Annotated in this window: 22 protein-coding genes; 15 read left to right on the top strand and 7 right to left on the bottom strand. The window is 56.0% G+C overall.

The annotated features are described in order from the left end of the window. The first annotated feature begins 179 nt into the window (after nucleotides 1-179). The 9 genes from JK621_RS10940 to JK621_RS10900 all read left to right on the top strand — a co-directional run bounded on the left by JK621_RS10940 (nucleotide 180) and on the right by JK621_RS10900 (nucleotide 11895). Complete coding sequence (locus JK621_RS10940) at nucleotides 180-1229, top strand: dipeptidase (RefSeq protein WP_212559806.1); 1050 nt, start codon at nucleotides 180-182, stop codon at nucleotides 1227-1229. 122 nt (nucleotides 1230-1351) lie between these two features. Beyond that, a complete protein-coding gene (gene pqqA / locus JK621_RS10935) occupies nucleotides 1352-1429 on the top strand; it encodes a pyrroloquinoline quinone precursor peptide PqqA (RefSeq protein ID WP_004937827.1) in 78 nt (25 codons plus the stop codon). Nucleotides 1430-1489: 60 nt separating this feature from the next. After that, the gene (pqqB, locus tag JK621_RS10930; RefSeq protein ID WP_212559805.1) at nucleotides 1490-2401 is read left to right on the top strand and encodes a pyrroloquinoline quinone biosynthesis protein PqqB; all 912 of its coding nucleotides are present in this window, start codon (nucleotides 1490-1492) and stop codon (nucleotides 2399-2401) included. 9 nt (nucleotides 2402-2410) lie between these two features. Beyond that, nucleotides 2411-3166 (top strand): pyrroloquinoline-quinone synthase PqqC, encoded by a 756-nt coding sequence (pqqC, locus tag JK621_RS10925; protein ID WP_212559804.1) that lies wholly within the window; start codon nucleotides 2411-2413, stop codon nucleotides 3164-3166. After that, a complete protein-coding gene (gene pqqD, locus JK621_RS10920) occupies nucleotides 3166-3444 on the top strand; it encodes a pyrroloquinoline quinone biosynthesis peptide chaperone PqqD (protein WP_212559803.1) in 279 nt (92 codons plus the stop codon). Before pqqC ends, pqqD begins: the two co-directional genes overlap by 1 nt. Further along, entirely contained in the window at nucleotides 3437-4576 is a 1140-nt protein-coding gene (gene pqqE / locus JK621_RS10915; RefSeq protein WP_432761924.1) for a pyrroloquinoline quinone biosynthesis protein PqqE, read from the top strand. The genes pqqD and pqqE overlap by 8 nt, the downstream gene beginning before the upstream one ends. Before the next feature lie 3 nt (nucleotides 4577-4579). Continuing rightward, entirely contained in the window at nucleotides 4580-6910 is a 2331-nt protein-coding gene (gene pqqF, locus JK621_RS10910; protein WP_212559802.1) for a pyrroloquinoline quinone biosynthesis protein PqqF, read from the top strand. A 182-nt stretch (nucleotides 6911-7092) separates the two neighbouring features. Beyond that, nucleotides 7093-9528 (top strand): glucose/quinate/shikimate family membrane-bound PQQ-dependent dehydrogenase, encoded by a 2436-nt coding sequence (locus JK621_RS10905; RefSeq protein ID WP_212559801.1) that lies wholly within the window; start codon nucleotides 7093-7095, stop codon nucleotides 9526-9528. A gap of 264 nt (nucleotides 9529-9792) precedes the next feature. Continuing rightward, on the top strand, nucleotides 9793-11895 hold the full coding sequence (locus tag JK621_RS10900; protein ID WP_212559800.1) for a putative bifunctional diguanylate cyclase/phosphodiesterase: 2103 nt from the start codon (nucleotides 9793-9795) through the stop codon (nucleotides 11893-11895). 427 nt (nucleotides 11896-12322) lie between these two features. On the opposite strand, the gene JK621_RS10895 is transcribed toward JK621_RS10900, so the two are convergent. Next, entirely contained in the window at nucleotides 12323-13246 is a 924-nt protein-coding gene (locus JK621_RS10895; protein ID WP_212559799.1) for an EamA family transporter, read from the bottom strand. Nucleotides 13247-13362: 116 nt separating this feature from the next. Between JK621_RS10895 and JK621_RS10890 the strand changes: the two genes are divergently transcribed. Both JK621_RS10890 and JK621_RS10885 read left to right on the top strand, forming a co-directional pair. Continuing rightward, nucleotides 13363-14175, top strand: a complete 813-nt coding sequence (locus JK621_RS10890; protein ID WP_212559798.1) for an AraC family transcriptional regulator — start codon at nucleotides 13363-13365, stop codon at nucleotides 14173-14175. Nucleotides 14176-14494: 319 nt separating this feature from the next. Then, entirely contained in the window at nucleotides 14495-15418 is a 924-nt protein-coding gene (locus JK621_RS10885; RefSeq protein ID WP_212559797.1) for an ABC transporter substrate-binding protein, read from the top strand. Nucleotides 15419-15470: 52 nt separating this feature from the next. On the opposite strand, the gene JK621_RS10880 is transcribed toward JK621_RS10885, so the two are convergent. After that, a complete protein-coding gene (locus JK621_RS10880) occupies nucleotides 15471-16499 on the bottom strand; it encodes an MDR family NADP-dependent oxidoreductase (RefSeq protein ID WP_212559796.1) in 1029 nt (342 codons plus the stop codon). Nucleotides 16500-16557: 58 nt separating this feature from the next. Here JK621_RS10880 and JK621_RS10875 point away from each other — a divergent pair, with 58 nt between their 5' ends. Continuing rightward, a complete protein-coding gene (locus JK621_RS10875) occupies nucleotides 16558-17166 on the top strand; it encodes a TetR/AcrR family transcriptional regulator (RefSeq protein ID WP_249337171.1) in 609 nt (202 codons plus the stop codon). Between the two features lie 30 nt (nucleotides 17167-17196). Here the strand turns inward: JK621_RS10875 and JK621_RS10870 are convergent, their stop codons facing one another. Continuing rightward, nucleotides 17197-19002, bottom strand: coding sequence for a sigma-54-dependent Fis family transcriptional regulator (locus JK621_RS10870; RefSeq protein WP_212559795.1), 1806 nt, complete (start codon nucleotides 19000-19002; stop codon nucleotides 17197-17199). A gap of 276 nt (nucleotides 19003-19278) precedes the next feature. On the opposite strand from JK621_RS10870, the gene exaC reads away from it, so the two are divergent. Both exaC and adhP read left to right on the top strand, forming a co-directional pair. After that, entirely contained in the window at nucleotides 19279-20799 is a 1521-nt protein-coding gene (gene exaC / locus JK621_RS10865; protein ID WP_212559794.1) for an acetaldehyde dehydrogenase ExaC, read from the top strand. A gap of 46 nt (nucleotides 20800-20845) precedes the next feature. Further along, entirely contained in the window at nucleotides 20846-21871 is a 1026-nt protein-coding gene (gene adhP, locus JK621_RS10860; RefSeq protein WP_212559793.1) for an alcohol dehydrogenase AdhP, read from the top strand. A 9-nt stretch (nucleotides 21872-21880) separates the two neighbouring features. Here adhP and JK621_RS10855 read toward each other — a convergent pair whose 3' ends face one another. The 4 genes from JK621_RS10855 to JK621_RS10840 form a co-directional block, all read right to left on the bottom strand. Continuing rightward, entirely contained in the window at nucleotides 21881-22909 is a 1029-nt protein-coding gene (locus tag JK621_RS10855; RefSeq protein ID WP_212559792.1) for a zinc-binding metallopeptidase family protein, read from the bottom strand. A 94-nt stretch (nucleotides 22910-23003) separates the two neighbouring features. Next, the gene (locus JK621_RS10850; protein WP_212559791.1) at nucleotides 23004-23222 is read right to left on the bottom strand and encodes a hypothetical protein; all 219 of its coding nucleotides are present in this window, start codon (nucleotides 23220-23222) and stop codon (nucleotides 23004-23006) included. A gap of 41 nt (nucleotides 23223-23263) precedes the next feature. Continuing rightward, nucleotides 23264-23362: a YoaK family small membrane protein gene (locus JK621_RS10845; RefSeq protein WP_020439032.1), complete on the bottom strand. Its 99-nt coding sequence runs from the start codon at nucleotides 23360-23362 to the stop codon at nucleotides 23264-23266. A gap of 314 nt (nucleotides 23363-23676) precedes the next feature. Then, nucleotides 23677-24780 (bottom strand): succinylglutamate desuccinylase/aspartoacylase family protein, encoded by a 1104-nt coding sequence (locus JK621_RS10840; protein WP_212559790.1) that lies wholly within the window; start codon nucleotides 24778-24780, stop codon nucleotides 23677-23679. A gap of 14 nt (nucleotides 24781-24794) precedes the next feature. Between JK621_RS10840 and JK621_RS10835 the strand changes: the two genes are divergently transcribed. Continuing rightward, nucleotides 24795-25250, top strand: coding sequence for an Lrp/AsnC family transcriptional regulator (locus tag JK621_RS10835; protein ID WP_004944442.1), 456 nt, complete (start codon nucleotides 24795-24797; stop codon nucleotides 25248-25250). The last annotated feature ends 2 nt before the right edge of the window (nucleotides 25251-25252 follow it).

Raw genomic sequence — 25252 nt, 5'->3', positions numbered from 1 at the left:
CGTTTTGGTGGTCGCACTGTGGCATGGGCTTTCGTTAATTGGCATTATTATCGTACCGAATCAGAGATACACCGCGAGAAGCCCGCCCAGACGGCGCTACCCAGTTGCTTCCCGGCGCGATAATATGGCTCGTATAATCCTGTCGCCGCCTCAGACCGGTCATTTTTACAGTGGAACTCATGACAATCTTATCCCCCTTGCCTATTTTTGACGGCCACAACGATTTGCTGCTCAAGCTTTGGCTGGAGCACCCTGACGATCCCGTTACCGCTTTTTACTCCAGGGTGGAAAACGGTCATCTGGACTTTGCACGCATGAAACGCGGCGGATTTTTCGGCGGGTTATTTGCAGTCTTCATCCCCCCGGCGAGTTATATCGCGCAGATACGTAACCAGACCGAAGAGCAGGTTCTCGCCGGCTACGATCCGTTGGCGATCACCGAAGCACAGATCGCCATAATGTATCGGTTGGAACAGGCGTCTGAAGGCCGATTACGAATATGCCGCACGGTCAGTGAGATAGAATATTGCCGGCGCCATCGGCTCATTGCCGCGGTGCTGCACATCGAAGGGGCCGGCGCCCTGGATGCAGAACTGACGCGCCTCGATCGGTTTTACGATTTAGGTGTGCGCAGCATAGGGCCCTTCTGGAATCTGCCCAATGCGTTCGGCGAAGGCGTCACCGGGCCATTTCCCGGCTCGCCGGACAGCGGTGCGGGTTTAACTCAGGCAGGTAAAGCGCTAATCCGCGCCTGCAATCGGCGCCGTATCATGGTCGACGTTTCGCACATGAACGAAAAAGCATTTTGGGACACGGCAGCGCTCAGCAACCGCCCTCTGGTCGCCACTCACTCAAATGCCCATGCATTGTGCCCGCAACCGCGCAATCTGACCGATGCACAACTAGAAACTATCGCGCAAAGCAATGGTTTCGTTGGAGTTAATTTTGGCACTGCGTTTCTTCGCGCTGACGGAAAACGTGACAGTGCAACGACACCTTTGACAGAAATTGTTAAACACATTGAGTTTTTGATCGCTAAACTTGGAGAAGACCGCGTTGGATTCGGTTCTGACTTCGATGGGGTGAACATTCCGCAACGGCTTGGTGACGTGAGCGGTTTACCGCACCTGATGCAGGCATTGTCGCAGGCTGGTTTTGATGACCGGTTATTGGAAAAATTGGCCTGGCGTAATTGGCTCAGCACCTTGAGCGCTTCGTGGGGCGAATAAAAAACTTACCTTTATAAGGTTGCGAATTTCATCATATTTCATCAACATCGGGGCCGCGCCGGGTGAGGCCGATTTGGTTACCTGGCTTGTCCCATCTTGATTCACACAACAGGAGTACCGCTATGACGACTTGGACCAAACCAGAATTTGTTGATCTGCGTCTGGGGCTGGAAGTAACACTGTACATTTCCAACCGTTAATCGCCCCTCTGCCCGCTCCCCTGGAGCGGGCATTTCCTTCCCTCTTTTCCTGGTCAATACATGCAGATTAAAGTTCTCGGCTCTGCAGCGGGCGGCGGTTTTCCACAATGGAACTGCAACTGCAAAAACTGTCAAGGCGTGCGCAACAAAACGCTCAACGCCTCGCCCCGAACGCAGTCCTCGATCGCCATAACCGACGACGGTAAAAACTGGGTGCTGTGCAACGCCTCTCCCGATATTTGCCAGCAACTGCTTGCTTCGCCCGAATTGAGCAACCCCGACGTGCTTCGCGGCACCGGTATCGGCGCCATTATCCTGACCGACAGCCAAATCGATCACAGCGCCGGCTTACTCAGTTTGCGTGAAGGTTGCCCACACCACGTTTGGTGTACCCGTGAAGTTCACGACGATCTCAACACCGGTTTCCCGGTATTTACCATGCTGTCGCATTGGAATGGCGGCTTGATTCATCACCCTGTCGTTCCGCTGGAATCGTTCCAGACGGCGGTTTGCCCGACGATCCGCTTCACCGCGATACCGCTCCTGAGCAATGCGCCGCCGTATTCCCGCTACCGCAATCGCCCGCTGCCAGGCCACAACGTCGCCCTGTTTATTGAAGATAAGCTGCGCGGCACCAGCCTGCTCTACGCGCCCGGCCTCGGCGAGCCGGACGACGCGCTGCTCCCGTGGCTACAGCGCGCAGATTGCCTGCTGATCGACGGTACGTTGTGGCGCGACAATGAGTTGGCTAACCTCGGCGTCGGCCACAATACCGGCAAAGACATGGGCCATCTGGCGCTGGCGGAAGAACAGGGTCTGGCGGCCTTGCTCGGCAACCTGCCGGCCAAACGCAAGATCCTGATCCATATTAACAATACCAATCCCATTCTTGACGAAGACTCCGCCGAGCGCCAAAGCCTGACCGACGCCGGCATTGAAGTGAGTTGGGACGGGATGAACATCGAATTGTAGGTGAGTACCATGACACAACAACAGCCACTTTCGGCGCCGGAGTTCGAAGCGGCGCTGCGCGCCAAAGGCGCCTATTATCATATCCATCACCCGTATCACATCGCGATGCACAAGGGTGAAGCGACGCGGGAACAGATCCAGGGTTGGGTGGCTAACCGCTTTTATTATCAGACCAGCATCCCGATCAAGGATGCGGCGATCATGGCTAACTGTCCGCACCCGCAAACGCGGCGCAAATGGGTGCAGCGCATTCTCGATCACGATGGATACGACGGTAGCGAAGGCGGAATTGAAGCCTGGCTGCGCCTCGGCGAGGCGGTGGGCCTTGAGCGCGACGTCCTGCTGTCCGAGGAATTGGTATTGCCGGGCGTGCGCTTCGCGGTGGATGCTTACGTCAACTTCGCTCGCCGCGCATGCTGGCAAGAAGCGGCATGCAGTTCGCTGACCGAACTGTTTGCGCCGCAAATCCACCAGTCGCGTCTTGATAGCTGGCCGCAGCATTATCCGTGGATTGATGCCGAAGGTTACGATTACTTCCGCAGCCGTCTGGGGCAAGCCAACCGCGACGTTGAACACGGGTTGGCGCTGGCGCTGGATTATTGCGATACCGTAGAGAAACAACAGCGCATGCTTGAGATCCTGCAATTCAAACTGGATATCCTCTGGAGCATGTTGGATGCCATGAGCATGGCTTATACCCTTAACAGGCGCCCTTACCACTGCGTGACCGATGCGCGGGTATGGCATAACCGGAGATTGGTGTAATGACGCTGAACCGAGAACAAACCCCGCTATTCCGGCGCGGTTATCGCCTGCAGTGGGAAGCCGTGCAAAACAGCCATGTCATTCTCTATCCGGAGGGCATGGCGAAACTGAATGAAAGCGCCGCACTCATTTTGCAACTGGTCGATGGCAAATCGACGCTGAATGACATCATCGGCCAACTGAATGCCCGTTTCCCAGAGGCGCCGGGGTTGGCGGACGACGTAGTCGAGTTTTTCCAACGCGCCTATGCGCAAAAATGGGTGATTTTCCGTGACTGACATAACCGCCGCCCCTGCGGTAAATCCTCCGCTCTGGCTGTTGGCGGAGCTGACTTACCGTTGCCCGTTGCAATGTCCCTACTGTTCTAATCCGCTCGATTTTGCCGCCCAGGAGCAAGAGCTGACCACCGAACAGTGGATAGAGGTGTTCCGCCAGGCTCGGGCGATGGGCAGCGTACAATTGGGCTTTTCCGGCGGCGAGCCGCTGGTGCGCCAGGATCTGCCCGAGCTGATCGCCGCCGCGCGCGATCTGGGCTTTTACACCAACCTGATCACCTCCGGCATCGGCCTGACCGAGAAAAAACTGCAAACCTTCGCGGACGCCGGCTTGGACCATATCCAGATCAGTTTTCAAGCCAGCGATGAAACGCTGAATGCCGCACTGGCGGGATCCGCCAAGGCATTCCAGCAAAAACTGGCGATGGCGAAAGCGGTTAAGGCGCTCGGTTATCCGATGGTGCTCAACTTCGTGCTGCATCGCCACAATATCGATCAAATAGACCGCATTATTGAGCTGGCCATTCAACTGGAAGCCGACGATGTCGAACTGGCGACCTGTCAGTTCTATGGCTGGGCGCAGTTAAATCGCGAGGGCCTGCTGCCGACCCGCGAACAAATTGCGCGTGCGGAAGAGGTCGTGAAGCGTTACCGCGAAAAAATGCGCGACAGCGGTAATCTGGCGAACCTGCTGTTCGTCACGCCCGATTATTACGAAGAGCGGCCTAAAGGGTGCATGGGCGGCTGGGGCGCGATCTTTTTGAGCGTGACGCCGGAAGGCATGGCGTTGCCCTGCCACAGCGCGCGTCAATTGCCGGTGAAGTTCCCTTCGGTGCTGGAACATGACTTGCAACACATTTGGTATCACTCCTTTGGTTTTAACCGCTATCGGGGTTATGACTGGATGCCGGAGCCATGCCGTTCCTGCCCCGAGAAAGAGAAAGATTACGGCGGTTGTCGCTGCCAGGCGTTCATGCTGACCGGCGACGCCCAAAATGCCGACCCAGTGTGCTCCAAATCACCACACCATGGCACCATACTGGCCGCACGCGAGGCCGCCAACCATACGCAAATCGGGATTGAGCAACTGCGTTTTCGCAACTCCGCCAACTCGAAGTTAATCTTCAAAGGTTAAATCATGGGACGTCACGCCTCATCTGTGCGACTCGGCAACGGATTGCACGTTAATCTGATCAGCGATCCCGCAGCGACCCGCGCCGCCGCGCTGATGCAGGTCGATGCGGGCAGCTACCACGAACCGCTCGCATGGCCGGGGCTGGCGCATCTGCTTGAACATATGCTGTTTCGCGGCAGCGAACGATTCCAGGCGCGGGAGGGTTTAATGAACTGGGCGCCTTCCCAGGGAGGGCGTCTTAACGCCACCACTCAAGCGACGCGCACCTTCTTCTTTTTTGAGGTCGGCCCCGAGCAATTTGATGCCGGCATCGACCGACTGATCGATATGCTGAGCGCCCCGCTGCTGGCGACCGAAGCGTTGGATCAAGAGGCGGATATCATTGACGCCGAATACCAATTGCTGCGCACGGAGGGAGAAACGCTCTGTGAGGCGGCACAGCAGCAAGCCTTTGACGGCATCACGGCGATGCATCGCTTCCATATCGGCAGCCGCGCCGGTTTTGGCGAGGATATGGCGGTGCTGCGCCATGCGCTGCAACAGTTTTATCAACGGCATTACAACGCCGCTAACATGACGCTGTGGCTGCAAGGGCCACAGTCGCCGGATCAATTGCGCGCCGTGGCCGAAGAATATGGCGCGCGCATTGCCAAGGGGGTTTGCCCTCCAGCGCCTGGCGTCTCACGCGCGGTTCCGATAGGCGACCGTACGCTCGATTTGCCTGGCGCGCCGCAGTTGCGATTGACCTTTGCCCTCAATCAACCACCGGCCACACAGCGCCCATGGCTGCGGTTGTTGGAATGCCTGCTGCTGGACGAAGCGCCTGGCGGCCTGATGGCCTGGCTGCGCGCAGAGGAATACTGCGACGCTGTCCGGTTAATTCACGCCAGATGCGGCGAAGCCTGTTCACTGCTCACTCTGGCGTTCACCGTCATCCGGGGCACCGCCGCAGAGGCAGCAGCCATTGAAGCCGCCCTGTTTAGTTGGCTGGAGCAATTGACCGGCCTGAGCGAACGCCAGCGCGAACACTATAGCCGCCTGGCTAATCGGGCATTTGACCGTCTTGCGCCGCTCGAACAATTACGGGCGAACGCCTTCGGCCTGCCGCCGGTGCAGGCGACCGACAAGTGGGCAGAACGGATCGCCATGCTTTCGTCCGCCTCAATGAGCCGTTTATCTGTACGCCCTTATGCCGGCGGCGAAGTCACCGAGTATCGAGGATTGCCTTTAAAACTGACCCCATTCCATCCGGAAAGCGCAGCGCCTGCCACCAGGCGCTTCACGTTCTTCCCTGTCGACGTCGCATCGATGCATGGCGCCACCTCGTCCATCGGCCATGCACCGTTAAAACATCTGCCTCAGGATGAGGGTGCTCCCGTTTTGCTGTTGCGGCCCGCGCCGGAGGTGCTTTTCGAGGAACAACGGGGCTATCTCCTTCAGGCGGCATTGCGTACCCTGGCGGCAGAGTTGGCGCATCAGGATGGGCATCTGAGCGTCGAACGTCACCAGGGTGTGTGGTTACTGCAACTGGCCGGAGATGATGCGTTGATGTGCCGCGCCGTCAACGCCATCAACCACCGGCTGGCGGCGATGTCACCCGCCATGCGGCATGACGCAGTGAGAACCTGCCGGCGAGCGCAGGCACGGGAACAAGGCGACATCGCCATCCGGCGCTTATTGGCGCAGTTGCCCGCCGCATTGGCGGCAGGATTAACGCCGGGCCTCGTGAGCTGGCAAGCCACGCTGGTCGGCGGGAATGAGGTTTTACGACAAGGGTTGGCGTACTCGCTCAATGATTTTCCCGAGCCGATCGTCCCCGCCGGGGAATACCGCATTCGTACGCCCGCAGAGCGCGTCGCGCTCTCGGAAAACGGCGATGAAAATGCCCGGTTATTGTTTTATCCGCTGCCGGACACATCGGCCGCCGCGCGTTGGGCGCTACAACTGCTGGCGCAGCTTTATGCCCCGCGCTATTTCCAGCGCCTGCGCGTCGACCTGAATATTGGTTATGTCGTGCATTGTGCTTATTATCGCTGCGTCGATGTCGAAGGTATTTTCTTTGCGTTACAGTCCCCCCAATATACCGTCACGCAACTGGATCATTATACCGCCGCTTTTTTGCAGCAAATGGAACGGGAATTGGCGCAGTTAAGCGACCAGGAACTGGCTGCGGCAAAAAATATCCTTTTGCGCAGGCAGTCCCGTCCCAGCGATCCCGGCATTCAACATGCCCGCGAAAATGTCTTGGAAAACAATCCCTCGCCTGAATATCTGGAGCAACTTAACCGGGATGCGCTGTCTTTCTGGCACCGGCGCATCTTCACGAGGTTCTAAACGCGAACAATAACCTTGCTTAAAAGCAACATATCCTTAACAGCCTAACGAATCAAATGGTACAATTCGGCGCATTCACTGTTTAATTCTTTGCTCCGCGCCCTGCCTCAATGCAGGTTGCTGAGCAACGATTACACTTTGGTAAACGAGTAGTACACATTATTTTCGGAGACTGCCTGAACATGTCTGATTCAACTACCCGGCCGGGTATAAAGCTTAAATTATGGTGTTGTTTATTAGGGGTAATTCTTGCCGTTACGGGCCTGTTTTTCGCTATTGCCGGCGGAAAGTTAGTCTCGCTCGGCGGCAGCGCCTACTTCCTGATTGCCGGTATTGTCACCCTGCTTTCCGCCGTGCAATTCTTCCGTCGCAAATCCTCGGCAGTTACGCTGTTCCTGCTGGTTTTCATCGGTACGCTGATTTGGTCAGTGGTCGACGCCGGTTTTGATTTCTGGCCTTTGATTTCACGGCTGATGGTGCCGACCGGTTTGATGATTCTGGCCTTCCTTAGCTGGCCTGCGCTGCGTAAACCGGAAGGGAAAGCGCCGCTGGCGAAGCCGTCTTACCTGCTCTCCGCCGTGCTGGCGGTGGGTATGGTCGTTGCCTTCGTGCAGATGTTCCAGCCGCACCCTACCGTCGCTTTCAGCGGCCAGCAGTTGCCGTTGATCCCGGTAGATAAAGCCAAACAGCAAAAAGACTGGGACAACTACGGCAATACCTCAGGCGGCAGCCGTTTCGTGGCGCTGGACCAGATCACCCGCGACAACGTGAAAGATCTGAAAGTCGCCTGGACCTTCCGCACCGGCGATACCCCGATCAGCCCTGGCGGCAACGGCGCAGAAGACCAGCAGACGCCGCTGCAAATCGGCAACCGCATCTTCCTGTGTACGCCGCACAACAACGTCATCGCCGTTGAAGCCGACAGCGGGAAAGAGATCTGGAAGCGTGAAATCAACGCGCAATCGCAGGTCTGGAACCGTTGCCGCGGCCTGGCCTACTTCGACGCCACCAAAGCCCTGCCACAGCCGACGGTTCCAGGTTCAACGCCTGCGGCCCCGGTTGAGCTTGCCGCCGGTGACAGCTGTCAGCGCCGTATTCTGATGAACACCATCGATGCGCGCCTGGTAGCGATCAACGCCGACAACGGCGTGTTCTGCCAGCACTTTGGCAACAACGGCATCGTCGATCTGAAAGCCGGCCTGGGCGATGCCTCGGATCCGAAATACCAGCTGACCTCCGCCCCTACGCTGGCGGGCTCTACCGTCGTCGTGGGCGGCCGCGTGGCCGATAACGTGCAAACCGACATGCCTGGCGGCGTGTTGCGTGGTTTTAACGTGATCACCGGTGAAATGCGCTGGGCGTTCGACCCGGGCAATCAAGACCCTAATGCGGCGTTGAAACCGGGCCAGACCTTTGTGCGCAGCACGCCGAACTCCTGGGCGCCGATGTCCTACGATCCGGCGATGAACACCGTGTTCATGCCAATGGGCAGCTCTTCGGTAGATCTCTGGGGCGCTAACCGCAATGCGCTGGACCACAAATACGGGGCGTCCATTCTGGCGCTCGATGCGACAACCGGGAAAGAAAAGTGGGTTTATCAGACCGTACATAACGATCTGTGGGATTTCGATGTCCCGATGCAACCGAGCCTGATCGATTTCCCGATGAAAGACGGCACCACCCGCCCTGCACTGGTCTTCGGCGGCAAAACCGGGCAGATCTTCGTGCTGGATCGCCATACCGGCAAACCACTGACCGAAGTGAAAGAGCTGCCGGTGAAAACCCGCAACATCCCGGGCGAACAGTATTCGGCGACTCAGCCTTTCTCTGTCGGCATGCCGCAGATTGGCGCTGAGAAGTTAACCGAATCCGACATGTGGGGCGCAACGCCGTTCGATCAGTTGATGTGCCGCATCAGCTTTAAATCGATGCGTTATGATGGTCTGTTCACCGCACCGGACACCGATCTCTCGCTCAGCTTCCCAGGTTCGCTGGGCGGCATGAACTGGGGGGGATTGTCTACCGATCCGAACAACCACTACATCTTCGCCAACGATATGCGTTTGGGCCTGTGGGTGCAGATGATCCCGCAAAAAACCGACGCCAATGCGCCGGCCAGCAACGGCGGCGAATCGGTTAACGCCGGGATGGGCGCAGTGCCGTTAAAAGGCACCCCTTACGGCGTCAACAAAAACCGCTTTATGTCGCCACTGGGCATTCCGTGCCAGAAACCGCCATTCGGCACCCTGTCCGCTATCGATCTGAAAACCCAGAAAGTGGTGTGGCAAGTACCGGCCGGTACGGTACAAGATACCGGGCCATTCGGCATTAAAATGCGCGCGCCAATGCCGATAGGCATGCCAACGCTGGGCGGCACGCTGGCAACCCAGGGCGGCCTGGTGTTTATCGCCGGCACCCAGGATTACTATCTGCGGGCATTTGATTCATCCACCGGTAAAGAAGTGTGGAAAGCGCGTCTGCCGGTCGGCAGCGGCGGCACCCCGATGAGCTACGTCTCACCGACCAGCGGTAAGCAGTATATTCTTATCTCCGCCGGCGGCGCACGCCAGTCACCGGACCGTGGCGACTACGTGATCGCTTACGCGCTTGATAAATAACGCTCAAGGTTAGCGATAACAAAACGCCCCTTTCGCATGACAGGGGCGTTTTTTATGAATTATCGCGAATTAGCGTTAATCCATAGAAAATACCCCTCGTTTTACAAGAATAATCCTACTGTTTTACCCGACGTTATATCTCATTCTTTCAAGCGCCTTTTTATCGCGGCAGGCCCGGTTATTGGCATATTTCCGCAGGCACGAATATGATTAAAACAGTTCCTTTTGGAGCGAATCTCAGGCGTTTTTCAGAAGGAACAAAGCATGAGTGTTTTACCTGATTACAGTGGTGATAATCATCCTGTTGATATAATAGCTAATGTAATTTTTGACGGTTTACCAAACCTCATTGGCGTGGGTAAAAGCCTGGGCGGACACTTTAATAAACGGTGGCGTGAATATACCGGTGGGGCTTCATTTGATAATGAGGATGACGGCTGGTTGAAAGCCCTGCACCCGGCTGACTATGTGCAGGTGCGCAGCCTGTGGCTGCAAGCAATGGCTACCGCCACCTCGTTCGTGAATGAAAGCCGCCTGCGCCATTACAGCGGTGAGTTCCGTTGGTTTTTGCTGTCGTTCAACGCGGTCAAAGATCCCCTGCCTGAAGAGCCGCGCTGGTGTCTCATCTGCATGGATATCCACGAACAAGTCCTGGAAAAACACATCCTCGCCGCGACCTTGGCCGCGCAGCAAAACATGCTCGACGCCAGCGTCGACTGCATCAAGATCGTCAATAACGACGGTTCGTTGCTGCACATGAACAAAGCGGGCTGCATTGCCCTTGGCCTGGATGAAAATCAAAAAAAGTTTGGCATGCCATGGCTCGGGCTGCTGCCGGTAGAAATACGCAAGCGTGGCCGAAAGGCGCTGCGCAAGGTATTGAATGGCCGCAATGCCAGATTTGCCGGCCTTAGCAGCACGCCCAATGGCAAGGTGCAGCACTGGGATAATATCCTCAGCCCGGTCACCGATAAAAATGGCCGGATACAAAATATATTGTGCGTTTCCCGCGATGTGACCTCGCAGAGAATTGCCGAGAAGCGTTTGCTGATCGCCAGTGAATATGACGAGCTGACCGGCCTGCCTAACCGACGGTTATTCAAGAAAAAGCTAAAACAGGAAATGAAACGCGCCCTGAACAACAATAAATTGCTCGGGCTGATCCTGTTGGATCTCGACCATTTTAAACTGGTTAACGACACCCTGGGGCATGCTGCGGGCGATCATCTGCTGCGCGTGTTATCCAAAAGGCTCACGGCGCACCTGAACGCCAACTCTTTTGTTTCCCGGCTCGGCGGCGATGAGTTTGCGGTAGTCATCAGCGACGTGGAAAATGAGCAGGATATCTTCAAAATCACCAATAACTTTCTGATGCAGCTCGAATCGCCGATCACCCACGGCGGTAAGGCGCTGCATTGCGGCATGAGCATCGGTTGCGCCGTTTATCCTCAGGACGCACGCGACCCGTCGGAACTGATGAAGTGCGCCGATACCGCGCTGTATGAACTTAAGGACGGCGGCCGCGGCGGCGTTTACATGTTCAATCAACAAATGATGGAGAAGGCAAAGGCGCGCGCCTCACAGCTTAACCACGCACGGCAGATTGTGCGTGATAACCGCATCCGCCCCAGCTATCAACCCAAGGTCAATTTGGTCAACGGCGAGATCGTGGGTTTTGAGGCGCTATTGCGCTGGTATAACCCGGTGAACGTCATGCAGTTGCCGGATACCGTCAGTGAAGCCTTCAGCGACTATGAACTGGCGACAAAAATCAGCGAAGCCATGCAGATGAAAGTCTTTGCCGATATGTCGCGCTGGATCGACGCCGGCGTAAACGTCTTGCCGGTGTCGCTGAACGCGTCCCCTATCGAGTTTTTACGCGACAACTATGCCGAAACTTTCCTGCAACGATTACTGATGTTCCGCATTCCGCACCACCTCATCGAGCTGGAAGTCACCGAACATGCGTTCAACAAACACGGTTCGAAGTATGTTTTGCGGGCCTTGCAAATGCTCAAGGAAATGGGCATCAGGATTGCGCTCGATGACTTCGGCACCGGGCATTCGGCCTTTACGCATATCATGGATTACCCGCTGGACTGCATTAAACTGGATTGCGATTTTATCCACCGTATGAACGACGAACCGGCCATATTGGGCATCGTCGAAAGCATGGGCATTCTGGGGCAGAAATTGTCCATCGATATCATCGCCGAAGGGATTGAAACCGAGCAGCAGCGCCAAACGCTGTGCGACGCCGGTTTTTATTTTGGACAGGGATTTTTGTTCAGCAAGGCCGTTGAGGCGCCCAACGTGCTCAGCCTGCTGCGGGCCAATGTTCACGATAACGAAGAAATCGACGACTGAGGGCTCCACTCCGGGTAAAAACTGGACAGCAACGATCCTGAACGTAATTACTTTTTCAAAGCTACCCAGCTTAATTTTCTGCTTTGTGCCGTGAGTTCAATCGATGGATGCAACACACTGATGACCTGTGGCTGCTACCATCGACCGATCAGAGAAAACAACTATCCGACGGTCTGCCGTGTAACCAACGTGAAGGCAGTCCTATGTCCAGATAATTTCTCCTCATAATTATCACGCCTCCCTTTAGATGCCCGGCACAGGCTTTATCCAAAGCGAGTGGCGCCGCTGCCAATCCTCTGAACGTGGTGCGGGACAAGTGAATACGACCTTCCTTTTGCCACTTTTCTACTTGGGCGATCCACGCATCGATCTGATTTCGCGGGAAGAACGATAATTTCCGTTCATATTTTGCAGTGCGCCTGATCTATTAATCTAAAACTTGAATGGATGAGTGTTTCTTTACCTCATCCGCCATTACCTTTTTTTGCACAACCACTGCTTTGCCTTGTCTCATTCCAATAATGAGCGCAAGCAAAATTATTGATATGGAAGCCCACCCCCAAGCACCAGGTTTTTGATGGATGATAAATACTGAGCTAATCGTTCCAAATACAGGAATCAGGAGTGACAAAGGAGCCACTCTGGATGCCGGATATTCACGCAGCAGAAGATTCCACCCCCAATAGCAGAAATGGGTGGCTGCATACACTTGGAATGCCAAAGAAAATACTTCCACGGTCCGCATACCAGACAATAGAGTGGTAAACGGGGCTGCCCCATGCCACAACCAAGTCAGCACCAGGAGGGGGATTGGTGAGAAAATACTTGCCCATACAACGAAAGCGAATATCTGTTTGACTTTGGATAGCTTAATGATGACGTTTCCGACACTCCAAGCTACAGCACTGATCATCACCAGAATAAAACCGAACGTCGTGGATTTTCCTGGACTGCCCATCAAGATGCAGGCCAAACCGATTGCAGCCAAAAAAATGCCGAACAGTTGTGGCCTGGTCAGACTTTCACGAAACAACAACACACCCCAGCCAAGCGTAAAAAACGCGCTGAACTGTATTAGCAGAGCTGCGCTGCCGGGCGGCACCCCCATTGAAATACCGAGATTGATCAACGCCCACATAGCTACGCCGAAGATCAATCCATATGCAACCAGCCAGCGCATTGCAACTTGGGGGCGTTTTACAAAAAACACCAGCGGAAATGCGGTAAATGAGAATCGGATGGCTGTCAAAAGCAACGGATCAATTCTGGCCAGCCCTAGCTTGGTTATGGGGAAGTTGACTCCCCATATTGCCGTTACCAATATGGCAAGGATAATGTGTTTTCTATGCATGGATTAGCGGCCCTTATTCTGTAATTAAGAAAGACTTCATTTGCTACCCGACAAAGATGCCATCGGCCGACTTGGCCCGCTTTCATTTTTAGGTCAAATATGATTAAAATTGGGCCATGCAAACAGATCCCTATGATTTATACGAAAACACACCCCTTGATCTGGTGGTGACAAGGAAGCACTACGCCGATGGTGAACTGTTCCCCAAGCATAGCCATCGGAGGGGACAGTTCGCTTACGCTGCCTGCGGTGTCATCACCGTCGAAACCGACTTAGGCAATTGGGCTGTCCCACCACTCAGAGCTATCTGGGTGCCGGCGGGTGTCCCCCATGCCATGCACATGCGTGGCCCCGTGACCATGCTGAATACCTATATTCGTCCACAAGCTGCGCAGCGCCTGAATTTTCCCATTCATTGCCAGGTTTTTGGGGTATCTCCATTGGTTCGACAACTCCTTGAGAACGCTGTCGACGTGCCGGCTCGCTTTCCCGCCAAGGGACGCGATGACTACCTGATGGCGTTGCTGCTCCATGAGATCGCCAGTATGCCCCCGCTATCGCTTAACGCCCCCATGCCTGACGAACCACGCCTTGCGCGAGCATGCAATGAGTTTTTGAATGCGCCCTCTTTGGAAATGGGGATCGACGATATGGCAGGACGTTCTGGTATGAGTCGCCGTACATTCACGCGACAGTTCCGGCTGCACACGGGGATAAGTTTCATCGAATGGCGGCAGCAGGCTTGTCTGCTGGCTGCCGTAGTTCGATTGGGAAACGGTGAGTCCATCACGCGCGTTGCAATGGAGCTTGGATATAGCAGCCCTAGTGCTTTCTCGACGGTCTTCAAAAGTGTGTTAGGCGAGAACCCAAGTCGATACTTTTTAGAACCCTCTGTCAGCGGAATGGAAAAGCAACACAAAGAGGGGTGAATCCGTGTCATCCAATGATCGGACCGTGCTGCCGGACGGAAGAAGTCAACCAGGTATGCTTGTATTGCAGAATGTGGGAGAACCGCCGCGGCGTAGCAATCAGCCAGATGCAGGAGTGTAGGCTGACAAGCAGAAAACCGGTTAAACACGAAGACAACACTATCTTCCGTTTCCCAAACGGAGCCCACTAACGCCGCATAATTCCGCGACAACCCGATTTTTCTAAAATTAGTTAGTTAATTTTGTTCGTTCACAGATTTAGCGGCTTCGAGGATAGTGAGCAGACCGCCTCAACAACATAATAATGCAGGTAATAATCATGATGTATAGCGCTAAATTAACCGCAGCGGCGGCACTCCTGAGCATGTCCTTCCTCGCCAATGCCGCACCGGGAATTGATCTGATCGCCAATGAAACCCCGATAAATACGGTTAAAAGCCCAGAGGCCGTCGCCAAGATCCCGGCGGGGTTTAAATTCGTGGAGCCGGGTACGCTAACCGTCGCCGTATCGATATTGGGTAGCGGCCCGCCGTTCGGGCTGTACGCCCGCGACAATAAAACGGTGATTGGCAGCGAGTCGGATATCGCCCGGCTGGTCGCCGATGGGCTTGGGCTAAAACTCAAGCTGGTGCCGACATCCTGGGAAGACTGGCCGCTGGGGGTGACCTCAGGAAAATACGACGCGGCAATTTATAACATCACCGTCACCCATGAGCGTAAAACCAAATTCGACTTCGCCACTTATCGCCAGGACACGCTGGGCTTCTACGTGAAGGCCGACAGTAAAATCACTTCGATAAAATCCGCACCGGATATCGCCGGCAAAAAGATCATCGTCGACTCCGGCACCAATCAGGAGGCGGTGTTGCTGGCATGGGATAAAGAGAATCAGGCCAAGGGGCTGCCCGCTATCCAGCCGATCTACGTCACCGATAAAGCGGCCTCGACGCTGGCGATCCAATCCGGCCGGGCCGATGCGACTTTCGGGCCGAACGTAGCCGGCGCCTATCAGGCTAAATTAAACGGTAAAACCAAGTTGGTCGGCATAGTGCCGGGCGGCTGGCCGCGCAGCGCCAACATCGCCGTGACGGTGAAAAAGGGTAATGGCCTGGTTGATGCCGTGCAGGCTTCGCTCAACAGCGCCATCGCCAACGGCAGCTACCTGAAAGTGTTGGATCGCTGGGCGGAAAGCGACGAGAAAATCGAACATTCTGAAATCAATCCGCAGGGATTGGGGGATTAATCTTCCGGTTTTCAAGGCGCCGGCTCTTACCGCCGGCGCCCTTAAATGTTGTTTACAGCTCAACCAGTACCAGACCGCGTGCCTTGCCGGAACACGTCTCTTTCAGTGCCAGCGGTGCCGATTCCAGTCCTTTAAACCGGGTCACAGGAAATTCGATGTCCGCCCATGAAGGTTGTGACAGACAGGAAAGCCATTCGGCAAATACTTCCGGATTTTCGTCAGCGCTGTATCCGCGTATCCTAACGCCCTTGACGATAATAGCGAAAGCGTCTATTTCCACAGGCGCATATTTGGTCGACTTTGCACTGGCAAGTTCGGCCGATAGCGCCCCAAGCAGGACAATCCTCGCACCTTCCCGAGTGTGAGAAACCGCGGCCTCCAATTGCTCACCGCCTACAATATCAATAAATATGTCAATGCCGTCGGGCGCATAGCGGTGCAATTGGTCGCTGATAGTGCCGTCACCGCGAATGATGACCTCGTCGTAACCCAATTCCCGCTTCATCCATGAAGCCTTTTCAGGCGTTCCGGTACTGCCGATGACGCGTTTGGCCCCCAGCTTACGGGCAATTTGTCCCGCCATGGAGCCAATCGCGCCCGCTCCGCTCGAAACAAAAACCACATCGTCAGGTTTAACCTGCGTCGCACGCGTCAAAGCCGCATATGCCGTCCAGCCATGACCGAGGTAGGCGGCAGGATTAAGCAGCTTGTCGCCTAATCGAGTGCAAAGATCTATGTCGACAGCGGCATATTCTCGCCAGCCAAACGGATGAAGCACGAACTCACCCGGTTGCAAACCGCTTGCAGCAGGCGCAGACACAATCTCACCAATTGCCGCATCTGCCAGCGTATCGCCAATGTTGATTGGTGGAAACGGAATGCCTTTTACACTTTCGGCTTCGTCACTCATCATCAGGCGGGTAGATATTGAGACCCGAAACCAGCAATTGCGAACCAATATCTCATTCTCGCCGCACGCGATATCAGGATGCTCAATAATCTCAAAGTTATCGGGCCCCGGCATGCCGGAAGAGCGTTTAAGCAGATTGATTTTCCTGTTGTGCTGAGTTGCAAAGACCATTTTATTTCCCTTTTGATATGTGAGTTAATACTCGCATTATCAATCGGAGAGCCCTCACGTGAATACTCGTGTTCCAGATACAGCACGAAGCATGCGTAAAATGCCGCAGCAAAGCCGTTCGCGATTTTTGGTCGGCATCATTCTGGATGTTGCTACTCGCTTATTGGCTGAAAACGGATGGGCAAAATTTAATACCAATGAAGTGGCTCGCATTGCTGGGGTCAGTATTGGTTCGCTTTATCAGTATTTCCCCAATAAGCTGGCTCTGGCAGAAGCGATACGCAAACAACACCTCGCGTCGATATTGCTGGTTTTTGAAACCGCTAACGAGGCTACGCAGGCTGACTCATTGATGGCGGAGGTTGAACGAATGATTGATGGCATAATCGCCGCGCATTTAATTAATCCGCGTTTGCACCGCGTTTTGCTTGATGAAGTGCCGCTCTCCGGGCGTGACGCACATCATGACTTTGAACGTCGCTATGCGGAGTATTACGCGACCTTTACTGCCCATCATTTGGGTTCAGAACGAGCGCAAGTCGCCAGCCAAGTGCTGGCTTCCGCAATTGAAGGCGTCGTGCATGATGCATCGCGGCGTGGGCAATTAACGTCATCAGATCTAAGACGTGAATTAATCTTGTTGGCGGCCTGTTATCTGAAGAGCTAATTTCACCTTGGTTTTCTAGTGTCAGCGCATTCAATCTGCATTGAGGCGTTTTTTCTCCATTTTGCGATACAGCGTGCTGCGCGATACGCCCAGCGACTTGGCCGCCTGGCTGATGTTGCCGTTGGCATTTCTGATGGCGGCGAACACCTCCGGCTCGGTTTGCGCAACGGCGTTGGCCTCCGCGCAAAGCGGCGGCAGCGCGTTGAACTGTTCCGGCAGGTCCTCAAGAGCAATCAGGTTGTCGTCATCCGCCAACGCCAGCAGCACCTTCAGCGTACTCAACAATTGCCGCACATTGCCGGGCCACGAATAGCGGGCCAAGGCCGCCAGCGCGTCCGGCGCCAGCCTGATGCCGCGCTTATCGGCGCCCAGCTCATGCCAAAGGCTGAGAATAAAGCGATCGATATGCGCCCGCTGCCGCAGCGGTGAAATGCACAGGCTGAATTCCTGAATGCGGTACAGCAGATCTTCGCGGAATTCCCCCGCCGCCACCAGGGTGTTCAGATTGCGGTTGGTGGCGCAGATCAACGTAAAATCTACCGAGCAGGCATGGCGGCTGCCCAGCGGCGTGACGGTTTTTTCCTGCAATACGCGCAGCAACCGCGTTTGCAGGCTCAGCGGCATATCGCCAATCTCGTCCAGGAACAGCACCCCGCCGTCGGCCTCTCTGATCTTGCCGGCATAGCCTTTGGGATTGGCACCGGTAAAGGCCCCGGGTGCATAACCAAACAGCTCGGATTCGATCAGGTTTTCAGGCAGCGCCGCACAGTTGATCGCCACGAAGTTGCCCTCCCGCCATTTGCTTTCCTGGAACAGCCGCCGGCTGAAGTGCTCCTTGCCGCAGCCGGTTTCCCCGGTAATGCACAGCGCAAGGCCGGCGTTCAAAATACGCAAGGCTTTCTGTTTGTCTGCGCCGTCCCGATCAAAAGGCTGAACAAAGGGCCTGACCACATGCGAATGCCGCTCTGGCATCTCCAGCAGCGAGTAATAACGGCGACTGTTGGCCGCCCGTGTCTGGCTGGGCGAGTTCAGCGTCTGTCGCGACATCTCCGGGAACAACGTGGCGAAATCCAGCGCGCCAAAAGACTCCGGTGAAAGGTTGAACTCTTGCATCGCCAGCCGGTTGGCGGCGGTAAGAACGTCATCGCGGAAGACCAGGATCAGTTCGTGCGCGGAACCGAGGATATGCGCATCGCTGTGCAGGCTGAGCGTCCAGTGTTGCGCGGTGACGGTGCTCTTCACCCATTGATGTTCAATGTGCCGGACCGCCTGCAGAATCAGTGACCGGGCATCATCGTACGGACGTTGCACCGGCGTTGAGATATCCAGTACCCCGCCAATTTGCCCGTCGGGCCGAAAAATCGGCGCGGCTGAACAATAAAGCCCCGCGTTCTGATTGAGAAAATGCTCGTCGCCATTCACCTCGCACAACTCTCCCAGCGCCAGCGCGGTGCCGATCGCATTGGTGCCGCGCTCTTGCTCACCCCACTGATTGCCCGGTGCCAGCGCTATGCGTGACGCCTTGCGCAAGAAATGGGTATTGCCGCAGGTCTCCAGCACCAGGCCGCTGGCGTCAGACACCACAATGATGGAAGGTTGTCGGTTGATTTCGCCACCCAGACGCGCGATCAGCGGTTGAGCCAGCTGCGCCACCCAGCCGTTTTGCCCGCGCACTTCATTCAATACGGCCGGCCGGACAAAGGGAACGTGGTCGTCGGCACGGCTCAGGCCGTAATGTTGGCTGCGCTGCCAGGACTCTGACAGTGGGTTGGGGAGAGGCCTGCTTTCATGGTCGGAGGCGAACCCCGTTACGGCTGTCCGGTCTTTATGCAACATACCTTTCTCCCGCGCAAAAGTGTTGCATTTTTGTATCATGAATGTGTCTCATGCGTTGCGACATGGAACACAAAAAATAATAGAAATGAATGATAAATCACCGTTTTTATTGCCGGTAGCGGGTATTTTTCACCATTAACTTAATGATATTAAATGGTTTTATAAATAAACACCTCAGGAATGGAACAATGTGGCATAGGCAATGCTTATGTTTAGGCACGGTGCCACAGTCTGGCACCCACCCTACAGCCCGTGTTTCTTTGAGAGGTGTTTAACATGAAATATGTCCATCCCGGTTTGCCTGGCTCGCTGGTTTCTTTCAAACAACGCTACGGCAATTACATTGACGGCAAATTTGTCGAACCCGTTTCCGGTAACTACTTTACCGACACCTCCCCGGTAACCGGGAAAACTGTCGCCGAATTCCCCCGCTCCGACGCGCAGGATATTGAGCGTGCTCTGGATGCGGCGCACGCCGCCGCAGACGCCTGGGGCACCACCAGCGTACAAAACCGCGCCAACGTGATGCTGGCCATCGCGGATCGCATGGAGTCGCAATTGGAAATGCTGGCCCTGACCGAAAGCTGGGATAACGGCAAGCCGATCCGCGAAACGCTGAATGCGGACATCCCGCTGGCGATCGATCATTTCCGCTACTTCGCCGGTTGCCTGCGCGCGCAGGAAGGCACGGCTGCAGAGATTGACCAGTACACCCTGGCCTACCATATTTACGAACCGCTGGGCGTGGTTGGGCAGATTATCCCGTGGAACTTCCCGCTGCTGATGGCGGCCTGGAAACTGGCCCCGGCGCTGGCCGCCGGCAATTGCGTGGTGCTCAAGCCGGCAGAACAGACGCCGCTCAGCATTTGCGTGCTGCTGGAGTTGATTGGCGATCTGCTGCCGCCGGGCGTGCTCAACGTGGTTCACGGCTTTGGCAAAGAAGCCGGTGAAGCGTTGGCGACCAGCAAGCGCATCGACAAAATCGCCTTTACCGGTTCAACCCCGGTGGGCAGGCATATTCTGGCCTGCGCGGCGGAGAATATCATTCCCAGCACCGTGGAGCTGGGCGGGAAATCGCCCAATATCTTCTTTGAAGACATCATGCAGGCCGAACCGGAGTTTATCGATAAAGCGGTTGAGGGGCTGATTCTCGGTTTCTTCAACCAGGGTGAAGTCTGCACCTGCCCTTCACGCGCGTTGATCCAGGAATCAATCTACCCGCAATTTATGGATAAAGTGCTGGCGCGCATCACCACCATTCGCCAGGGCGACCCGTTTGACACCGACACCATGATCGGCGCGCAGGCGTCCCAACAACAGTTCGACAAGATCCTCTCTTACATCGAGATCGCCAAAAACGAAGGCGGGAAAATCATCGCCGGCGGCGAGCGCACCAGCCAGGAACAGACGTTGCAGCAAGGTTTTTATCTCCAGCCAACGCTCATCACCGGCAATAACAGCATGCGCTTCTTCCGTGAAGAGATCTTTGGGCCGGTCATCGGCATCACCACCTTCAAAGACGAAGCCGAAGCGCTGGCGCTGGCCAACGACACCGAGTTCGGGCTGGGCGCCGGCCTGTGGACCCGTGACAGCAACCGCGCCTATCGCATGGGCCGTGCCATCAAAGCCGGACGCGTCTGGACCAACTGTTATCACCTCTACCCGGCGCATGCCGCCTTCGGCGGTTATAAAAACTCCGGCGTCGGCCGTGAAACGCACAAGGTGGCGCTGTCGCATTACCAGCAGGTAAAAAACCTGTTGGTGAGTTACGACGCCAAACCGCTAGGCCTGTTTTAACTGAATATTGCCCTGTTCCAACCCTACAACTTCTCGAGGTCTGAAAATGAAAACGATGAAAGCTGCTGTGGTGACTGCGTTTGGACAACCCTTGGTGATTAAAGAAGTCCCGATCCCGGAGGTCACGCCCGGGAAAATCCTGGTCAAGATTGCCGCCACCGGGGTGTGCCATACCGATCTGCACGCAGCCGACGGCGACTGGCCGGTCAAACCCAACCCGCCTTTTATTCCCGGGCATGAGGGCTCAGGTCACGTCGTGGCGGTGGGCGCCGGCGTTACCCACGTAAAAGAGGGGGATCGCGTAGGGGTGCCCTGGCTTTACTCTGCCTGCGGGCACTGCGAACACTGTCTCGGCGGCTGGGAAACGCTGTGCCATTCTCAGCAAAACTCGGGTTATTCGGTCAACGGCAGCTTTGCCGAATACTGCCTGGCCGATGCCAATTACGTGGGTATTCTGCCCGATAACGTCGATTTTCTGTCTATCTCACCGATCCTCTGCGCCGGCGTCACTGTCTATAAGGGTCTGAAAATGACCAATACCAAGGCCGGCGACTGGGTGGTCATCTCCGGTATTGGCGGTCTCGGGCATCTGGCGATCCAATACGCCACCGCTATGGGGTTGAACGTGGCGGCTGTCGATATTGACGATGACAAGCTGGCCTTCGCCAAAAGCCTGGGCGCTTCGGTGGTGGCTAACGCGCGAAACGTCGATCCTGGCCGTTTTTTCCATCAGGAATTCGGTGGCGCGCACGGCGTGCTGGTGACGGCGGTATCGCCAAAGGCGTTTGAACAGGCGACCACCGTGATGCGACGTGGCGGCACCATGGTATTGAATGGCCTGCCGCCGGGCAGTTTTGACCTTTCAATCTTCAATATGGTGCTGGAAGGTACGACGGTACGCGGTTCGATTGTCGGTACGCGCAAGGATCTGCAAGAGGCACTGGATTTCGCCGGCCGCAGTAAAGTCGCGGCAACCATCTCGGTAGAGCCGCTGGATCAAATCAACAACATCTTCGGCCGCATGCGCGAGGGCAAAATCACCGGCCGCGTGGTGGTGGATATGTCGCTTTAAGTCAACGCATCAGGGCACTGGCAGTCCAGTGCCCTTTTTATCCGTGTCGGTAATGGTCTGGTGGATAAATCGCATTTTCTCCAGCACCGGGGCCGGCAACACAAAGGGGTAAAGATCGGCATGCCCCATCGAACGATTGAGCTGATTCAGCGCCCAGGAGACCGGTAACCACTGCGCGATCAGGCGATCAAAATCCGGGATTTCATCTGAATGGCCGAAAGCGGCGTCTGGCGCGGCAAAACCGTAAGCCGCGGCCGTGTCCAGGGTGTCGCGCATATGCAGATAATGAGCAAAGGTTTCCGCCCAGTCCTCGGCGGCGTGCATGGTGGCATAGGCGGAAACGTAACATTCATGCCAACCCTCCGGGGCGCCCTGTTGGTAGTGCCGATCGAGCGCCTGCTGGTAATCCGCATCCGGGTCGCCAAACAGATCGACAAACGCCTGCCGCTGTTCGGGCTGAATGATCAATAGGCTGTAATAATAATGCCCCACCTCATGACGGAAGTGACCCAGTAACGTGCGGTAAGCTTCCCCCATAGAGATACGACGTTGCTCGCGGTGAACGTCATCTCCCTCCTCCAGATCCAGCGTAATTACGCCGTTCGCATGGCCGGTGAGCACCTGGCGCCGCTCGCTGGAAAGCAACTCGAAGATCAGCCCGTTGTTCGGATCGTCGTTTTTACTGACGATCGGCAAGCCCAGTTCGGTCAACTCCAGTATCAGGCGGCGTTTGGCCGTTTCGGCTTCGGCAAACAGCGGGAGCGCTTCCGCATCCTCATCCGCCGGCCGGGTTTGGGTCAGGCTGCACGAAGCGCACAGATCCCCTTCTTGCTCCACCAGCCAGTTGCACTGCGCAATATGCATATTGGCGCACAGGTGCCCCTGTTCCGGCTCGCCGTCGCTCACAGCGTCGGGCGCAGCGATAACCACCAATCTCCGGCCTGGCAAATCGAACCCCAGGCAGCTCGAACAGGACAAACACAGCGAATTTTCAAACGACAGTTGCTGCCCGCAGTTCGGGCAAGAAAAGTTACGCATGGTCAGGCTTCCTTAGCGACGGAGAACGTGTGGGCGGGCGCCAGAGACAAGTTAAGGGTAGCCAGACGGCTTGGGGTTAGTCAAACGACCCGGTTCAGACCTTGGTCTTGGTCTTAGTCTTGGTTTTGGTGATTTTCGTCGCTTTGGCGGGGTTACCGGCAACGAATTCCAGGGTTGGCGAATAGTAAAAAGGCAACCACGCATGGTAACTGCTTTCCCACTCCCACTTTACGGGGCAAGGCCACAGAATATCTTCATACAAGATGTAATAGACCCACCGCCCATGCGGGCGGCGCGGTTTAGCTGTGCTCATAGACACTGACTTCTCTGTCCCGAACGGTTACATGATGGCGCTCAACCGCCCGGAGTGGCATAGCCGCCGACAAAAAACAGGGTCAGCAGAACCAAGGCCGCTACAATAATCGCAATAGGGAAAAAATAGCCGATCTTCATTTTTAATTCTCTTTGTCATCAGGCGTTACGGAGCACCAAGCAAATTTAACATGGACGGTGGTCAGCTAGCCATCTTTCCCGCTATTCATGCATTTCATTCATGGCACGGGTAACTCAATCAGCCCCGGGATCATTGCCATGCTTTGCGCAACATGAACTGGCTTCCCGGATTGGCGAAGGGTATCGGCGCTGATTGAAACGGATGGCCTCGCCTGATGAACCAGCGATTTTGATTTGCCTGGCCCGGACGCCGGGTTGGTTAGGCAGCGATCTGCCGATGGACGGCGGCGTTATCGCCGCTCTTTTAATGCCTATCACGACGCCAGACCACCGCCGCCTTTGTAGGGCGTTTTACCGGCGATCTTCATGATTTCCGCCCCCAGGGTGACAAAGGGCGCGCGGCGGCTGGCATAGATTAGCCCGCCCGCCTGGGCACGCACCGCTTTTACCGTATCGGTGATCGGGTCAATGATTTCCGCCACGGCCTCATCCGCCTCCACCCACTCACCCGGCTGGCGCAACGGCAGCAGAATGCCGCTGGCGGGTGCGGTAACAATCTCCCCGGCGGCAAACGGCAGCATGGCGACGTCCAACGGAGGCATTGCCGGCGGCTCGCCCGCAATTGCGCCACGGTGCTGCAAATACCCATAGAGACGTTCGGCATCCTTGCCGGCCAGTTCGTGGCCGATATCCTGTTGCCCACGCAGTTCCAGCGTGACCGCCATGCAGCCGGGCTGCAGGTTTAACGCAGGATGCTGCTGCGCCAGCCGATGCCACGGCAGCCCACAGGCTTCGTCGAACGAGCCGCCCCCGCTGTCTTGCGAAAGCAGCACCGCGCCGATCCCCATGCGGCGCGCCAGGTCTTCCGCCTGCTCGCGCCAGGCCGGGTCGGCATACATATGCAATATCGCGCGGTCATCGCAATGCAGGTCCAGCACCACATCGGCATCGCAGGCCAGTAACAGCAATTGTCGGCGCAGGGCTTCCACCTCGCTGCGGTCCGGCATGGCGTGCAAGGCTTCGCGCATCGCCGCGCGTACCTGCGTTACGACAGGCTCCGGCGAGGCAAAGGCCTCATGCTGCAGCAACAGAGCCAGATCGGGAAAGTCGCGGTTGAAATTGCGGCCGCTGGCCAGGTCAAACCGCCCGACGCCGCCGTTGAGCAGCACCTGCGCCAGCCCCAACGGATTGGCGACCGGGACAATGATTATTTCACTTTGCAGTTCACCGCGCCGTTCCGCCTGGCTGAGTAATCTTTTAAGATAATGCAGCACCAGCATGCCCGGCAGTTCGTCGGCATGCAGACCGGCCTGCAGGTAAATCTTTTCGCCCTGACCGGGCTGGCCGAAATGAAAACTGGTGAATTGGCGCTGCCCACCCAGGGCATGTTCAGGTAACTTATGATGTTTACTTTTCATTGGACGCCCTATCTGTGGAAAAGAAAGCCCGGCTTGATCGAATCGACAAAAAAATCCTTGAAATACTGTGCCGGGATGGCCGCATTTCCTATCAAAAGCTCTCCGAGCAGGTCAACCTGACCGCTCGTCCCTGCCAGGAACGGGTACGCGGGCTGGAGCGAGACGGCATTATCCGTGGCTACAGCGCCATTATCGAACTGCCGGAACCGGAGCATGCCTTTGTGATACAGGCGCAAATCGCGCTGGCCGATCATGGCCATTCCCAGCCGGCGTTCGAGCAGGAAATGCGCAATACCCCAGAGGTGCTGGATTGCTGGCTGGTCAGCGGCAGTTTCGATTTTCTGGTGCGTATCGGCTGCCGCAGCATGGAAAGCTACCGGCTGCTGGCCGACGCCTGGCTGACCAGCAAAAAATTCCGGGTGGATAAAATCGTTACCCTGACCGAATTGCAATCCATCAAGCGCTCCTGAAC

It is taken from the genome of Serratia plymuthica (assembly GCF_018336935.1).
Taxonomy (GTDB): domain Bacteria; phylum Pseudomonadota; class Gammaproteobacteria; order Enterobacterales; family Enterobacteriaceae; genus Serratia; species Serratia plymuthica_B.
This window is presented reverse-complemented; position numbering and strand designations above follow the sequence as displayed.

Excerpts from the sequence above, each read along its gene's own strand:
- JK621_RS10940 (WP_212559806.1), top strand. The coding sequence starts at position 180 with ATGACAATCTTATCCCCCTTGCCTATTTTTGACGGCCACAACGATTTG.
- pqqA (WP_004937827.1), top strand. The coding sequence starts at position 1,352 with ATGACGACTTGGACCAAACCAGAATTTGTTGATCTGCGTCTGGGGCTG.
- JK621_RS10870 (WP_212559795.1), bottom strand. The coding sequence starts at position 19,002 with ATGTTGCATAAAGACCGGACAGCCGTAACGGGGTTCGCCTCCGACCAT.
- JK621_RS10890 (WP_212559798.1), top strand. The coding sequence starts at position 13,363 with ATGCAAACAGATCCCTATGATTTATACGAAAACACACCCCTTGATCTG.
- JK621_RS10880 (WP_212559796.1), bottom strand. The coding sequence starts at position 16,499 with ATGGTCTTTGCAACTCAGCACAACAGGAAAATCAATCTGCTTAAACGC.
- JK621_RS10845 (WP_020439032.1), bottom strand. The coding sequence starts at position 23,362 with ATGAAGATCGGCTATTTTTTCCCTATTGCGATTATTGTAGCGGCCTTG.
- JK621_RS10905 (WP_212559801.1), top strand. The coding sequence starts at position 7,093 with ATGTCTGATTCAACTACCCGGCCGGGTATAAAGCTTAAATTATGGTGT.
- pqqF (WP_212559802.1), top strand. The coding sequence starts at position 4,580 with ATGGGACGTCACGCCTCATCTGTGCGACTCGGCAACGGATTGCACGTT.
- exaC (WP_212559794.1), top strand. The coding sequence starts at position 19,279 with ATGAAATATGTCCATCCCGGTTTGCCTGGCTCGCTGGTTTCTTTCAAA.
- pqqD (WP_212559803.1), top strand. The coding sequence starts at position 3,166 with ATGACGCTGAACCGAGAACAAACCCCGCTATTCCGGCGCGGTTATCGC.
- JK621_RS10850 (WP_212559791.1), bottom strand. The coding sequence starts at position 23,222 with ATGAGCACAGCTAAACCGCGCCGCCCGCATGGGCGGTGGGTCTATTAC.
- pqqB (WP_212559805.1), top strand. The coding sequence starts at position 1,490 with ATGCAGATTAAAGTTCTCGGCTCTGCAGCGGGCGGCGGTTTTCCACAA.
- JK621_RS10900 (WP_212559800.1), top strand. The coding sequence starts at position 9,793 with ATGAGTGTTTTACCTGATTACAGTGGTGATAATCATCCTGTTGATATA.
- adhP (WP_212559793.1), top strand. The coding sequence starts at position 20,846 with ATGAAAACGATGAAAGCTGCTGTGGTGACTGCGTTTGGACAACCCTTG.
- JK621_RS10855 (WP_212559792.1), bottom strand. The coding sequence starts at position 22,909 with ATGCGTAACTTTTCTTGCCCGAACTGCGGGCAGCAACTGTCGTTTGAA.
- JK621_RS10840 (WP_212559790.1), bottom strand. The coding sequence starts at position 24,780 with ATGAAAAGTAAACATCATAAGTTACCTGAACATGCCCTGGGTGGGCAG.
- JK621_RS10895 (WP_212559799.1), bottom strand. The coding sequence starts at position 13,246 with ATGCATAGAAAACACATTATCCTTGCCATATTGGTAACGGCAATATGG.
- pqqC (WP_212559804.1), top strand. The coding sequence starts at position 2,411 with ATGACACAACAACAGCCACTTTCGGCGCCGGAGTTCGAAGCGGCGCTG.
- JK621_RS10885 (WP_212559797.1), top strand. The coding sequence starts at position 14,495 with ATGATGTATAGCGCTAAATTAACCGCAGCGGCGGCACTCCTGAGCATG.